The organism is Tunturibacter psychrotolerans (assembly GCF_040359615.1).
Classification (GTDB): domain Bacteria; phylum Acidobacteriota; class Terriglobia; order Terriglobales; family Acidobacteriaceae; genus Edaphobacter; species Edaphobacter psychrotolerans.
The window spans coordinates 5,112,550-5,127,112 of record NZ_CP132942.1 but is presented as its reverse complement, the minus strand read 5'-3'; the positions used below and the strand labels follow the sequence as shown (position 1 = coordinate 5,127,112).

At 58.6% G+C, this 14,563-nt stretch carries 8 protein-coding genes; 5 read left to right on the top strand and 3 right to left on the bottom strand.

Features of this window, described 5'->3' with window-relative positions; genetic code table 11:
* Window positions 1-215: 215 nt before the first annotated feature.
* The 3 genes from RBB77_RS21580 (at window position 216) to RBB77_RS21570 (ending at window position 7,718) form a co-directional block, all read left to right on the top strand.
* Entirely contained in the window at window positions 216-2,318 is a 2,103-nt protein-coding gene (locus RBB77_RS21580; RefSeq protein WP_353063765.1) for an SBBP repeat-containing protein, read from the top strand.
* 751 nt (window positions 2,319-3,069) lie between these two features.
* On the top strand, window positions 3,070-4,737 hold the full coding sequence (locus RBB77_RS21575) for a peroxidase family protein (RefSeq protein ID WP_353063764.1): 1,668 nt from the start codon (window positions 3,070-3,072) through the stop codon (window positions 4,735-4,737).
* A gap of 143 nt (window positions 4,738-4,880) precedes the next feature.
* On the top strand, window positions 4,881-7,718 hold the full coding sequence (locus RBB77_RS21570) for a protease pro-enzyme activation domain-containing protein (protein ID WP_353063763.1): 2,838 nt from the start codon (window positions 4,881-4,883) through the stop codon (window positions 7,716-7,718).
* Window positions 7,719-7,814: 96 nt separating this feature from the next.
* Here RBB77_RS21570 and RBB77_RS21565 read toward each other — a convergent pair whose 3' ends face one another.
* A complete protein-coding gene (locus tag RBB77_RS21565) occupies window positions 7,815-8,273 on the bottom strand; it encodes a VOC family protein (RefSeq protein ID WP_353063762.1) in 459 nt (152 codons plus the stop codon).
* Between the two features lie 400 nt (window positions 8,274-8,673).
* Here RBB77_RS21565 and lepB point away from each other — a divergent pair, with 400 nt between their 5' ends.
* Together lepB and RBB77_RS21555 are read left to right on the top strand one after the other, a co-directional pair.
* Window positions 8,674-9,474, top strand: coding sequence for a signal peptidase I (gene lepB, locus RBB77_RS21560; RefSeq protein ID WP_353063761.1), 801 nt, complete (start codon window positions 8,674-8,676; stop codon window positions 9,472-9,474).
* A gap of 46 nt (window positions 9,475-9,520) precedes the next feature.
* On the top strand, window positions 9,521-10,123 hold the full coding sequence (locus RBB77_RS21555) for an AsmA family protein (RefSeq protein WP_353063760.1): 603 nt from the start codon (window positions 9,521-9,523) through the stop codon (window positions 10,121-10,123).
* A gap of 1,563 nt (window positions 10,124-11,686) precedes the next feature.
* Here RBB77_RS21555 and RBB77_RS21550 read toward each other — a convergent pair.
* Entirely contained in the window at window positions 11,687-13,633 is a 1,947-nt protein-coding gene (locus tag RBB77_RS21550; protein WP_353063759.1) for a M1 family aminopeptidase, read from the bottom strand.
* Window positions 13,630-14,418, bottom strand: coding sequence for a 23S rRNA (guanosine(2251)-2'-O)-methyltransferase RlmB (gene rlmB, locus RBB77_RS21545; RefSeq protein ID WP_353063758.1), 789 nt, complete (start codon window positions 14,416-14,418; stop codon window positions 13,630-13,632). The genes RBB77_RS21550 and rlmB overlap by 4 nt, the downstream gene beginning before the upstream one ends.
* Between the last annotated feature and the right edge of the window lie 145 nt (window positions 14,419-14,563).

The following is a 14,563-nucleotide window of genomic DNA, read 5'->3' as shown; positions in this document are numbered from 1 at the left end:
ATCACGATCCGCTATATTGAAACGCTATTGCCACGAAGTTCACCTATCGAATGCGGAACGAGGTAGATATTGAGCGTCCGATAACCTCTCCATCGGCCACCACATAAAAGAAATCCCGGGCCAGAATCAGAAAATTCCAAGCGACAGAAGTGAGTGGCGGCTAAAAAACGCCACCTGGGCCATTCCCAATTCTTTCGAGAGGAGATTCAAGGACCATGGCCCCCATCTCATTTCTCCGGTTCGCCGTAGCGGCACCGTTCCTGATCCTGGCCTCTACCGCACAAACCCAAACCTCACCCAACAACAAGACAGAAACTCCCACTCAAAAAGGAGTTCAGTTCCAGCTCTCCCCGGCGAAGACTCCTCTCGTCTTCGAGCCCAATCTCGGGCAAGCCGCTTCGAACTTTCAATGGATAGGCCGCGGCGCAGGATTCCGTCTCGGAATAGGCAACGACGGCGCCACACTCGAGTTCGCCGACCGCAAAGCCACCTCACCCGCGAAACCGAAGTTTCTCAATCCATCTGATCTGCTCAAACCGCAGGCAAACCCAAAGAGCGCGCCAGACACCCTCGTGAAACTGCATCTCTCCGGTAGTAACGGCTGGAAGCCGGCAGGAGCCGAACCATCCGGCGGCATCAGCAACTACTTCATCGGAAAAACGCCAGCCGCCTGGCACACCGATATCCCGCAGTACGCGCAGGTCAAAGTGGTAAGCGTCTATCAAGGCGTCGATCTCATCTTTCACGGAGACGAGAGCACACTCGAATACGACTTCGTAATCGCTCCAGGATCCGATCCACGACAGATTCAACTTCAGTTCGAAGGAGCCACCAGCCTCGAGGTGGACAAAGCCAACGGCGACCTCGTGCTCGAAACCGCCAACAAAACCGAGCTTCTTCGTCATGCCCAGCCAAAAATCTATCAGCTGGTGGATGGAAAGCATGTACCCATCAAAGGCGGATTCCAAGTTGTCAAAGGAAACACCGCAAGCTTCACCATCGAAAAATATGATCACGCCAAATCCCTCGTGATCGATCCCACCATCCGATTCGTCACCTTCCTCGGAGGCTCCGACACCGACGCCGCAAATGCCGTAGCCGTCGATGGCCGCGGATTCTCCTACGTCACAGGACAGACCTACTCCGGCAACTTCAACGTCGTCGGAGGAGTCATCCAGACCGGCCGGTCCGGCGACTCCGACGCATTTGTAACCAAACTAGGCACAGGTGGAAACATCGTCTTCTCCACCTACCTCGGCGGCGGAGACAACGACATAGGCTACGGAATCGCAGTCGACGCCAGCGGCGTCTACGTCGCCGGCCAAACCCACTCCGGCGACTTTCCAGTCGCTCAGGCTTATCAGTTTGAAAAGAAAGCAGGCGACGGTACAGTCTTCGTCACCAAGCTCTCACCTTCTGGCAACCGCCTCGTCTACTCAACCTACCTCGGTGGCTCCGACGGCGAGAACGGCGGAGCCATCGCCATCGACGCCTCTCAATCGGCCTACGTAGCGGGACACACCACGTCACGAGATTTTCCGGTTGTAAACGGCTACGAATATTACCGAGGAGCCGCCGTCAGCGGGTTCGTCTCGAAGCTTGCCCCAAACGGAGTCTCGCTCGTCTACTCCACCTATCTGGGTGGATCGAATGTCGATTCAATCTCTGGCATTGCGGTCGACAGCTCGCTCTCCGCCTACGTTACGGGCGAAGCTATATCGAGCGACTTCCCATACGCTGGCTACCAGTCCACCATGTTCGGCGGATCGCCTTCCGCGTTCCTGACCAAGCTAAGCCCGGCAGGGGACTCGCTCGTATATTCAACCTCTCTGAGCCTCGAGACCACCGTCGGCACGGCAGTGTCGCTGGACTCTGCCGGTAACGCCTACGTCGCTGGGACCTTCTGCTCGCCCTGTGAATCGCCACATCCTGATTTGGTATTCGTGTCAAAGGTTTCGCCCGCAGGCAAACTCGCTTACTCCAAACTATTTTCAGGTACCGACGGCAGCTCTGACGGCTACGCGATTGCCACAGACGCATCCGGAGAGACGTGGGTCGCAGGCAGCACCTCCTCCACAACCTTCCCCGGCGCTCCACCCCTCACACCAAACCCAACCGCTGGCTTGCTCATGAAGCTCGACGCAAACGGAAACGGTCCGCTCTACACCATATTCCTCGGCGCCTCCATCAACGGAGTGGCAGTCACAAAGCCCAACTCACGTTGGGCCTCAACTCATACGCCACCATCTACACCGCAGGCATGCGTTACACCGGAGGTAAATCCGCCTCCAACCAGGATGCCTTCGTGGTCAAGCTAGATGAAGAACCCGTGATCATAAACCAGCCCTAAAATCTTGAGACCGTGATTTCTACGGGTATCTCCATACCGAGATCGTAGGCGCCAGGCAAAAGCTGACGCGCATGAGAAGATTGTTCCCTCCATTCGGACATTTCGACGCTAGTGCCGTTAAATAAATTCCCTGCAAATCTGTGCGTCTCCATGCACAAAATTTGCATAGTGCCTCGTTCACTCGATTTAGATCACTCGATAGATCTGGATGTGAAATTGCTTGCACACAACACCTGTATCCAGTAATCGGCGTAGTACCGATACAAATCGAGTCTGAGGCATGCCCATGATCTGGCGAACTCAGATTCGTCCGTCGTCGGTTGTTCGATTCGCCACGTTGCTGACTGTTACGCCCTCGTCTGCTCATGAGCTCCCCGACGATGAGCGACGATGAGTCTTGGGGCCCCCACCCGGATGATCGGTATTTCTGAAGCATTGATAGTTGCACCTGTCTGCTGACGAAATTAATTAGAGGTTGTTAGGGTCGGCCGGAAGTTCTTGTACCCCTGCACCTATTTTTTGAATTCTGCTGATCGCCGAAGTCATTCACACGCTACGAGAGTCTGGCGTTCTGTCGCTGGCACGCTCTGGGCGAACCACGGCCTCAATCGCCAACGACCGACCGAGCGCCGCGCAACATTCACTGACAGTCGCCTGGGAAACATTGCGAACCTTGCCGGCTGCGCAAAATGCACCTTCAAGAAAGGTCGGAACCTGAAATGTTCGTCATGAATGCCCGCATGATCTTTGCAGCATTAATATTCGCAACTCTCCTGTGTCGCGCGACCGCCCAAAGCCAACCGTCTAGCCGACAACCCGACACAGATCTTCTCAAAGAGTTTCGGCCGATCGGCGGCACTGGCAATAACCTCGCCAACCCGCGCCTCAACAGCGTTCCAGGATCGCCGGAGATCGCCATCGCCCCATTGAACTTTGCACGAGGAACAAACGACGGCCTCGTGCCCGCACCCAATCCCCGCACGATCAGCAACGTAATCGCCGGCGGAACCGGTGCTAACGGCCAAAACGCCGAGACCGACGATCCCGTCGCGACCGCATGGCTCTACGTCTTCGGACAGTTCGTAGACCACGATCTCGATCTTGAAGAAACCCCGCTCACCTCAACTGCAATCAACATCGTCATACCACCCGGCGACCCCGTCTTCGCAGCGGGAACAACCATTCCCATGACGAGAGACACGCGCAGTCGCGCCACCAACACCATCATCAACACGGTCGCCGGCTACCTGGACCTCTCTCAACTCTACGGCTCAACCCCGGCAATCGCCGCCAGCCTCACCAACCCCGACGGAACCCTGATGACCTCAGACAACGGTCAGGCTCTTCCCGTCGTCGACGACACCTTCATCACAGGTGATCCCAGGGTGATGGAAAACCCCGAGCTGACCGCCGTCACGATCCTCTTCATGCGCGAACATAATCGTTGGGTCGCCATCCTCAAATCCCAGCATCCCAACTGGACAGGTACGCAGCTCTACAACATGGCAAAGGCCATCACCACCGCCGAATACCAGAACATCGTCTACACAGAGTTCCTGCCAACCCTGGTAGGCTCCGCAATCGGACCATACAAAGGCTACAACTCCACGGTAAACGCCCAGGTCACCCAGGAGTTTTCGACAGCAGCCTTCCGTGTGGGCCACTCACAGGTATCCGACACTCAAGAGGGCCTCGACAACCAGGGAAACGTCATCTTCACCGAGTCGCTCGCACAAGCCTTCTTCAACACGCCGGAGATCGATGAAGCAAACGGAATCAACCCGCTCCTGCGATCCATCGGCATTGATTTCTCTCAGGCGACCGATGTCTACACCGTAGGCGCTCTGCGAAATCTGCTATTCGCGGGCCTCGTCGGTGGAGGTGTAGATGAAATGGACTTAATCGCCATCGACATACGACGCGAAAGCGACGTAGGTCTGGGCACTCTCAACCAGACACGACGAGCCCTCGGGTTGACGCCCTACAGTTCCTTCGCCGACCTCACCGCCGACCCGGTCCTGCAAAGAAACTTCCAAACCGTCTACGGCGACATATCGAAACTCGACCTGTTCATGGGAGGCTTGGCCGAGAAGCACGCTTCAGGCGCAGTCGTCGGCCCCACATTTCAAACCATCCTCGCAGACCAGTTTCAGGCCGTGCGAACCGGCGATCGTTTCTTCTGGCTCAATCAAGGATTCAATAAAGATCTAGCTTCGGCCATATCCAAAACAACCCTCGCCAACCTCATAACTTGGGACACCGACACCACCCTCGCACAACAACCGAACCTCTTCGTGCAGAAGTCGCCACAAGCCCACAATCCACCCCACGTAGCTACCCCCTCCATCATCAATACACACAACCGGAGACCGTCTTTCCAGTACTGAACAAAAATGCGAAGACGGCCATACTTGCATGCGGTACGGCCGTCTTCCACCCGATGACGACAACTCCCAATCTCCCGCCCTTCTGTGCTAAGGTTTCCTCCAGTCCCACAATCATCCAGGCTCCCGAAAGTTTGATCACCCGTATGAAGCGGATTTGCCGAGTTGCTCCGCCGTTGTTTTTGACGGTCCTGCTGTTTTGCTCTTTATCTGCCTTTGCCCAAAGACCCGCCCGGCGACTCACCCAGGCCATCGCGGGATCTGCTCGAACCACGCTCACGGGGTCTCGCACTCCACAGGCGCGACGCGGGCAGGATCTTGGTGCTGTCGCCCCGCAGCTGTCCATCCCCGGCATCACTCTGGTCTTCAAGCGGTCGCCCGCGCAGGAAGCGGATCTTCAGCAACTGCTAGCCTCGCAGCAAAATCCATCCTCCCCCCTCTATCACCAGTGGCTCACGCCAGACACCTTCGCCACCCGCTTCGGTATGGCCGACGAGGACCTCGCTGCCGCAGAAACCTGGCTGCAGTCTCACGGCTTCCATATCGAAAGCACCACCCGCAGCCGCGATCGCATCACTTTCTCAGGCACGGCCACGCAAGTACAATCTGCCTTCGGTACAGACCTTCACTACTACCAGGTAGACGGCGAACAGCACTTCGCCCCCGCTGCCGACCTCACACTTCCATCAGAGCTGGCCGCAGTAACAGCAGCAGTACTCCACATATCGAACTTCCGCCCAAAGCCAACCATCAAAGTACAAACCCGCCCCCAACCCGACTACACGACGCTTTCAACTCAAACCCACTATCTTGGCCCGCAAGATATCGCGACCATGTACGACCTCAACGCTCTCTACAAGAGTGGGTTCACTGGCACCGGTCAGGCGCTGGCTGTTGTCGGTCAGTCCTATGTGGATACTTCAACTTCATCCAAAGTCAGCGCATTCCAAAGTGGTTTTTCAAAGTACAACCCCATCAACGCAGTCTTGGTTCCCGGCTCTGGAGTAGAGGCCGTCTCGCTCGGTGATGAGGGCGAATCAGAGATCGATCTCGAATACTCCTCCGGCATCGCACAAAGCGCCAACATCTTTCTGGTATACGTCGGCGCTAACCAAAACTACGATGTCTTCGACGCGTTAGCGTTTGCCGTCGACCAAAACATCGCTCCTGTGGTCAGCATTAGCTATGGTCTTTGCGAATCGCTTATGAGCGCGACTGATCTTGACGCTGGAAATGCACTCTTCCAGCAGGCTTCGGCTCAGGGACAAACCCTAGTTGCAGCATCAGGCGACAGCGGCTCTACAGCCTGTGCGTTCTTCACATCAGACGGACTCCCTCTCACCCAGCAGCAGGCCCTCGCAGTGTCCTATCCTGCGGATAGTCCTTTCATCACCGCGGTCGGTGGAACTCAGATGGCAGCAGGAACTTTTGCCGCAGGATCCAGTCAGTATTGGGCCAGCGCCAGCATCTTCGATACAGTGAGCTCGCTCCTGTCCTATGTGCCCGAGACAGTTTGGAATGAAGATTCAGCCACAATTGGCATCGCGGCAGGCGGCGGTGGAACCAGTGCTCATTTCACCCGCCCCACATGGCAAAGCGGTGTCCCCGGCATATCATCTGGAGCCTATAGACTGCTGCCTGACATTGCTCTCCAGTCTTCAATCGCTAGTCCCGGATACCTCCTATGCTCCGACGACTCCAGCCTCACTGATCCGGCAACCAGCTGCGTAGGCGACAGTCAGTACACCGTTGCTGGAGGGACATGTTTTGCGACCCCGATCTTCGCAGGGCTAGTAGCTATCTTGAATCAAATCGAGCACGCTACTGGGCAAGGAAACGTCAATCCCGTGCTCTACAGCCTGGCGTCAAATCCCACATCCTACGCCGCCGCGTTCCACGACATCATCTCGGGTTCGAATGCTTGCGTCTCCGGCGTCACCGATTGCGCATCGCCTGGCGAATCGGGTTACGCAGCAACACCCGGCTACGACGAAGCTACTGGATTGGGCAGCATCGACTTCGGCCAGCTCGTAAAGGCATGGCCTTCGAGCAGCACTGCAAGCCTTCCATCGACAGTGATTACCTTTGACGCGAGTAACACTTCGGTCGCGCCTGGAGCCAGTGATCAAACGCAGATCACAGTTGGCATCGTGGTTCCCAATTTTGGTGCTCCTACCCCATCGGGCTCTGTCACCGTATCGATGGATGGCACCGTTGCACAAAAGTCTCTGGCGCTCTCCCCAGATCCCGATGACTCGAGCTCCGCCGCGAACTTCAGCTTCGTAGCGCCGGCAACCAGCGGCTCCCACCTGCTGGCCGTAACCTACCCCGGTGACGCAACCCACGCGCCCTCCAGTGCAACGTTGCCTATCCTGGTCGGAAGCGTAACCGCCACAGGAACTTTCACTGTTGCAGCCGCGAATCTCACGGTCGCAAATGGCAGCCAGGGAAGCATCCCAATCAGCGCCACGCCCAATGCTGGCTACAGTGGCAGGGTCGCCTGGTCGCTCGCCGCCACAACTACTACGGGCACCGCTGAAGTCTGTTATTTCATCAGCCCATCATCCAGCAACCCGAACGCAGCCACACTCACCATCGGAGTAGGCTCGATATGTAGCTCCACTGCCCCCGCTGAACGCTCGAACTTTCGCACTCTCACCTCACGCGCCTCCTCGAGGAAAGAAAACTCATCACCGTGGGGCAACAACGCAAGCCTCGTTGTCTGTGCAAGCCTGATAGCCTGCGGCTCTTTCTTCACGAGAAGACGAAGACTCGGCCCTTCACTATGGATCGTTATAGCGCTCATTACAGCGGCTAGCATCGGACTCTCGGGCTGCGGAGGAAGTGGAGGTGGAAGTTCCGGCGGAGCCGCCAACACAACATCCCCACCCGGCTCGAGCACCTACACCCTCACGCTGACCGGAACCGACTCGGTGAACACTGCAATCAAAGCCTCAACCAACTTCACCCTCACGGTGAATTAACAAGGCCGGGTGCCCTACATCTCGAGTCTGAGATGTGGGTATTCGCGCGCCAGCGCGAACCGCTGTATCGCATTCGGCACACTCCGCGACGCAAACCTACTTCGCCTGAGCCCCAGCCTTCTCAAGTGCGGCGATGTCGAGCTTCTTCATCGTCATCATCGCCTTCATACCGCCCGGATTACTGACCAGTCTGGTTATATCTTTCGGCACGATCTGCCAGCTGACGCCAAACTTGTCCTTGAGCCAGCCACACGCCGTCTCTGAGCCACCCTCGGTCAACTTCGCCCAGTATTTATCGATCTCCTCCTGGTTCTCGCACCGAACCGAGAAAGAGAAAGCATCGCTCAGCTTATTACTCGGGCCGCCATTGAGAAAAGTGACCTGCTGTCCTTCAATCTCAATGCTGATCACGACCAGCGAGCCCTTCGGCCCCGGGCCAGCCTCGCCGGCGCGAAGCTCATCCAGCTTGCGCCCACCCGGAAAAACCGAAAGATAGAAATCCGCCGCAGCTTCCGCGTTGGTGTCGAACCATAGAAACGGAGTGATCTTGTTCATGGATTGACTCATCGAATGACTAGCCTCCTCGAAGTCTGTATTTTGCCGTCGCCCTCCCAAAAGGTCGTCCGGCCCAATGAAAGTTTGACATGCCCGGCACCAAGTCTAAAGTCTCCCAACCCAATCAGCCGCCCAAAAATAAATCCCAAAACCGTGGCGCATTTTTCAAGCCCAAAAACACCACTGCCAAAACACCACATTCACCACGCATTTCACCACAATTACACCATCAAAAAACCACATCCAACCACCAACTCTTCCCCAAAACCCCCCGCAAAAACACCAAAATCCCTCATTCCACCGCGCCCCAAAAAAATCTCACCACTCCGCACCGCCAAAACCTCCCGCCACCCCACCCCCATCAGCGATACACTGATAGATGTATCTGTGGAGAAGAGTCTTGCCCGAAACCATCACAACCGAAGCCACCACCCCCGACGTCGTCCAGCATGAGCAGGCCGAAACTCCGCTCGAGTCCCTCGCCTCCATCTGCACCGTCCTCGCCATCGGCCTCTTCGTCATGACCTTCATCTTCCAGAACTTCGAGATCCCCTCGGCCTCCATGGTCAAGACGCTCCTCATCGGCGACCACGTTCTCGTCGACCGCATCTCCCTCGCCCCACCCGCGAAATGGGCGCCCTTCACCTTCTATCGCGACGTCCAACGCGGCGACATCATCGTCTTCTTCAAGCCCGGCGAGCCTGATCTCTTCCTCGTCAAGCGCACCATCGGCATCCCCGGCGACCGCATCCACCTCCGCAACGGCATCGTCTATCTCAACGGCGTCGCACAAAACGAGCCCTACGCCGGCATGCCCGCCAACGACGACAATCCCCAGCATGCCTTCGATCCCTACCGCGACGACTTCCCCGCCGTCCCGCCCGACAACTACGGCAATGTCACCGCCAGCTGGGGCTACGAACTCCCTAGCCACGTTCAGGATGGCGACCTCATCGTCCCCCCCGGCAAGGTCTTCGCCATGGGCGACAACCGCACCGAGAGCCTCGACGGCCGCTACTGGGGCTTCGTCCCGCGCGAGAACATCGTAGGCCGCCCCCTCTTCGTCTACTGGTCTTTCCAAACCCCCGCTGACCAGATCAACAAACAAAGCATCGGCGATCGCCTCAGCTTCATGGGCCACATCCTCATCCACATCTTCGACCAGACACGCTGGAGCCGCACCTTCCATCTCATCAAGTAAGAGGTTCTTCCGGCGCGACCCAATCCACCGCGCCGGACCAACATTCATGCAGGAAACCAAACCCACCTACGAGCGTCCCATCGACCTCGGCGACGCCGCTGAACACGACACCGCTCCGTCCCTCAGCAAGCACACGCTCCGTCGCCTCCTCTACCTGGCCTTCGCCGTTCTAGCAGTAATGCTGCTCGTCCTGCTTCCTCCCTACATCAGCGTCAACCGCTATCAGCGCCGCATCGCCACCAGCATCGGCAACAGCCTCGGTCGCCCTGTCCACCTCGACAAAGTCTCCCTCAACCTTCTCCCGCTCCCCGGCTTCACGCTCGAAAACTTCGTCGTAGACGAAGACCCCGCCTTTGGCTACGAGCCCGTCATCCGCGCCAACTCAGTGCGCGCCACCCTCCGCCTCAGCTCCCTCTGGAGCCGCCGCGTCGAGTTCTCTACCATCAGCTTCACCGAACCCAGCGTCAACCTCGTCCACCTCTCCAACGGCAAATGGAACCTCGAGAGCATCCTCCTCCACGCCGCCCACATCGAGGCCGCCCCCACCGCCCAGAAAACCTCCGGCCCCGCCCCCGCTTCCCCTATATCGAAGCCACCGGCGCCCGCCTCAACCTCAAGCTCGACCGAGAAAAATCCCCCATCTCGCTGACCGACGCAGACTTTGCCCTGTGGCTCCCTGACCCCCAGCAGTGGCATCTCCGCCTCTCCGCCCGCCCCGCCCGCACCGACACCGACGTCTCCGACACAGGCCTCTTCGAACTCGAAGGAACCCTCGGCCGCGCCGCCTCTCTCGACCAGGTCCCCATCAGTCTCCGCGGCAGATGGCGCAACGCTCCCCTCGGCGGAGCAAGCCGCTTCCTCCTCGGCCGCGACGCCGGCCTCCGCGGCGAACTCGATCTCACCGCCAACGCGCAAGGAACCGTCAGCAACAGCACGGTTCAAAGTCGCCTTCGCCTCACCGACGCCCGCCGCGCCGACTTCGTCCCAGCGCAACCCATGGACATCGACCTCCAGTGCCTCGGCACCGCAACCAGCGACTTCCATGCCTTCGACGATCTTCGCTGCAGCTGGCCCCCCGCCGGCTCTTCCGATGCCCCCATAATCGCCCTCACCGGCACCCTCCCCGATCTCCGCAACCCCAAATCCTCCTCTGTCCAAATCGGAACTCCCGGCCTACCCGCCGCCACCCTCCTCGACTGGCTCCACGTCGCCAGCTCCCGCGTCCCCGCCGACATCACCGCCGCCGGCGCGCTCACTGGCAACATCGCCTACGCTCCCTCTCCAGCCGGCACCCTCCCCTGGCACGGCGACCTTCTCCTCACCAACGCCAGCCTCATCAGCCCACACGCCGGCCCGGCCTCTCTAGTCATCGGCGACGTAGCTCTGCGTTCTCCGACGGCAACCCCTCCCAACCCCCAACAGACCAGGCACCATAAACCAGCTCCTCCTACAGTCGACGGTTTTCAACTGTTCCCTGTATCTCTAGCCTTAGGCGGTAAAGATCCCGCGACCCTCGAAGGCCACCTCGACGCAACCGGCTGCACCTTCCACCTCACCGGAATGGCCTCCAACGCCCGCCTCATGGCCCTGGCCACAGCGCTTCCCCAGCTAGGCGACGGCCTTGCTGAAGCCCTACCCGCCAACCGCGCCACCGGCCCCTACCGCATCGACCTCACCGCCACCCGCTTCTGGGGCCAACCCCAAACTTGGACCGACACCTCACCCCGCACCCCAGCCTCCCACTCTCACCACTAGCTCCACCCGCACCAGATGTCGCCGCTCGCACCGAGAATTTGCCCTGATTACCGCTTTTCTCCTTTCGAGAATGAGATCGTCATTTCGACCGAAGCTACTCGCAGCTTTTAGCGAGTAGCGCAGTGGAGAAACCCCCGTATTTCGTCTTTTGCTGGTCGTTGCTACGGCCCCAAATGCCTGTCAAGCCCCTAAAACACCTAACCCTAACCCACACAACAAGATAAACGTGGCGTATCAGTTACACTCCAAACGCTATACTGGATACAGCACAAAAAAGCCCCGGCATAAACCGGGGTTTTCGTATTTAAGTGCCCATAAACCCTTTGACTGGACGAATTTAGCCGCAACCCTTTTCGAATGACGAATTTGCGAGGAGCGATCTCCCGTAAGTAGTTAAAACGAAACGACTTACACGCGGGTAACCGGGGGGGGGGCGGCACCCCCAAGAGAGGAACGACTAATGCGTAGCAATCTCCTTGATATGGATCGAAGCCGTAGTCTCCGGCACGCTACCGTCATTGACGATCACTTGGCTTGGGGTCCCTTCAAACACAATCCGGGTGGAAGCGCTCGAACGCCCCGGGATCCGCAGCCGCTGCGTCGAGGTCAACGTGCCGGATTGCACCGTCACCGGCACATCCGCCGCGGCATCCCCATCGTTCTTCACCTCAACCGACACCAGATACCCATTTCCCTTGTCCCCGATCTTCTCAAGGGCACGAGGAGTTACATTGGCGATAGAAAGGTCCGGCAGGCCGCGATCCCGATACACCCAATCATCAAAAAACCAGGCCAGATCCCGCTTCGCCGTTCGTTCCAGCACTCGCTGAAACTCCTTCGGATCGCTGTCCAGCTTGTCGGTCCGGTAAGCCTGCAGCGTCTTCTTCAAAGCGTCATCGCCCACCAGCGACCGCAACATCCAGAGGACTGCCGCAGCCTTCGTTCGGTAGTAGACGTCATCACTCGCCAGGATCAGGCTTTGTCCGGGATCGACGGGCCGATCGTTAGCTCCCGCGACCACTACAGAAGTTGGCGCAGAAGTTGCTGTCGGAGCAGGCTCTACCAACGCAAGAGCATTCGTCCCCTCCTGCAGATGCTTTATACCTGCCTCACGCCCCTGGCTCTGCTCAATCCACAGCAGCGACAGAAACTGCGCCACACCCTCATCCAGCCACACATGCGACGACCCAAACCAGGCATGGCTCAACGAATGCACCAGCGAAGGAGCCAACTCATCCGGAGCAGCCGCGCGCATCGACACCACCAGCAAAGCATCGTCCTCAAAGGGCTGCCCCCCATGGTCCAGCACGTTCAGCATCTTCAGCGGCCCGGCTCCCAGCCACTCCGTCAGCAGCGGCTGCACCTTCGTCGACGCCGCACCATAACTCGGCACTGCATCGTAGTGGTCAGTCACTGCCGAAATCAGGCTGTTGTCGGTCACAGTGCCCGCCCGGTCGGTAAGGAAAAGACTGGGTGTACGAAATCCCAACGGCTGCTCGGCGAAATCAGCTGTAGCTATTCCAGGAGACTCAGCCACCGGCAGGTTCTGATTTTCACTCATCTTCTTCAACTGCTCACGTCGGCCACAGAAGAACGCGCCATCCGGCGCATCGCCGACATACTCCACCGTCAGGTGCATTCGAATGGTCGCATCGGCCTGTCGCAGCTTGTTGAGCCCCACACTCTGGAACAGCTTCGCGCCATCGCCCAGAAACACCGGGGCCGCCGCCGTCGGATACCACAGAATGTTGCCGAACCCGCGCAACGCCGTCTGCTCCGAGGTGACTACATCCCAGTCCGCATGAGACGCCTGGTCGAGTGGTGCGCCGATTCGCTCCAGCCGCTCCGCCGACTGCACCACTTCGCCCGAGTAGAAGCCCGTAAGCGCAAGACTAGTTCCCGGCTCAAGCGGCTTAGGCAGAGAAACCACCGCCTCGGTCGCCTTGCCCGTGTGATCGGCATCCGTATCGATCGCATGCTGCGTGAAAGTGAGAGGCACAACGCGCCCCTCGCCTTGCATCGCAAAGCTCTCCCAGCTCAAAGCCGAAGAGATCTGAAATACAAGCCTCGTCAGTGGAGTCTTCCCCGAGTTCTTCACGGTGAATCTCGAGTGCACTGCCAGCATCGACTGTGACGGGGTCACATGAACATCCAGATCGTACGCAGTAAACGTGAGCGACGTGCGCTCCGCATCACTGACCTCAACGGCCACCTGATTTACCGGCGGCTTCTCCTTCTTCTCGACCTCGGGCGTATCCAGATTTCGATCGAACAGCACCTTACCCTGTGGTGGGGGAGGCGAATCAGAAGGAGGAGCCTCCTGCGCTCCCGCCAAACTCACTCCGAAGACAGCCGCCAGAACCAGCCAGCGACCTCCAGCCGAAACAACATCAAAACTCTTCAAGATCCCAATCCCTTACGTTCTTTCAAAGGCTTTCGTGCAGCCGGCGGAGCTGCAGGTTGACGGCGCTGTCGCATCGCCTCATACATCACGACCGCGCCCGCAACCGACACGTTCAGCGATGACACTTGTCCCGCCATCGGAATCCGCAGCAGATGATCGCAAGTCTTCTTCACCAGATCGTGCAATCCAGCGCCTTCACGCCCTAACACCAGAACACAGTCACTCTTGAAGTCGTACTCCGTGTAATCCGGCATTCCACGCTCATCCAGCCCAAGCACCCAGACATGCTTCTGCTTCATCTGCTCCAGCGCACGAACCAGGTTCGTCACCCGAGCGATCCTCACATGCTCCGACGCTCCCGCAGAGGTCTTCGCCACAGTCGCCGTCACCGGCGCCGAACGTCGCTCCGGCAGAATCACCCCATCGACGCCAGCTCCATCCGCAGTCCGCAGCAGCGCCCCAAGGTTATGCGGATCCTCGACGCCATCGAGCGCCAGGAAGAACCTGTGTTGTCCCTCCGCCTTCGGAGCCAGCAGATCCTCGATCCCCAGGAACTTACGCTCCCGAACCACCGCCAACACGCCCTGGTGCGCGTCCGTCCTCGCTAACCGGGTCAACTGCTCCCGCGACTCCAGAGACACCCGAACCCCGGCCGTCCGGCACAGCTCGATCAGCCTCTCCAACCGCTCATCCCGCCGCTCCCGGGCCACACTAACGTGGTCAAGCTGCCGCCCCCCCGCCCGAATAGCCTCCTCGACCGGGTGCAGCCCATAAAGAACTTCCATCCCTCAAGTCTACCGCCCAGCCCGAGAAAAGAGGCGAGGCCTTAGAATGACTGAAGAGTAATACAGTAGGCAGGCCGGGCGGTTGGCGTCTCTTGAAGGAATCTTTTTTGGACCGAGTCGACAAAAAGCGAGTCTTGCCAAGGCA

What these genes read in the sequence shown, in the direction of transcription:
- RBB77_RS21580 (WP_353063765.1), top strand. Translation starts at nt 216, where the DNA reads ATGGCCCCCATCTCATTTCTCCGGTTCGCCGTAGCGGCACCGTTCCTG.
- RBB77_RS21570 (WP_353063763.1), top strand. Translation starts at nt 4,881, where the DNA reads ATGAAGCGGATTTGCCGAGTTGCTCCGCCGTTGTTTTTGACGGTCCTG.
- RBB77_RS21575 (WP_353063764.1), top strand. Translation starts at nt 3,070, where the DNA reads ATGTTCGTCATGAATGCCCGCATGATCTTTGCAGCATTAATATTCGCA.
- rlmB (WP_353063758.1), bottom strand. Translation starts at nt 14,418, where the DNA reads ATGGAAGTTCTTTATGGGCTGCACCCGGTCGAGGAGGCTATTCGGGCG.
- RBB77_RS21555 (WP_353063760.1), top strand. Translation starts at nt 9,521, where the DNA reads ATGCAGGAAACCAAACCCACCTACGAGCGTCCCATCGACCTCGGCGAC.
- RBB77_RS21565 (WP_353063762.1), bottom strand. Translation starts at nt 8,273, where the DNA reads ATGAACAAGATCACTCCGTTTCTATGGTTCGACACCAACGCGGAAGCT.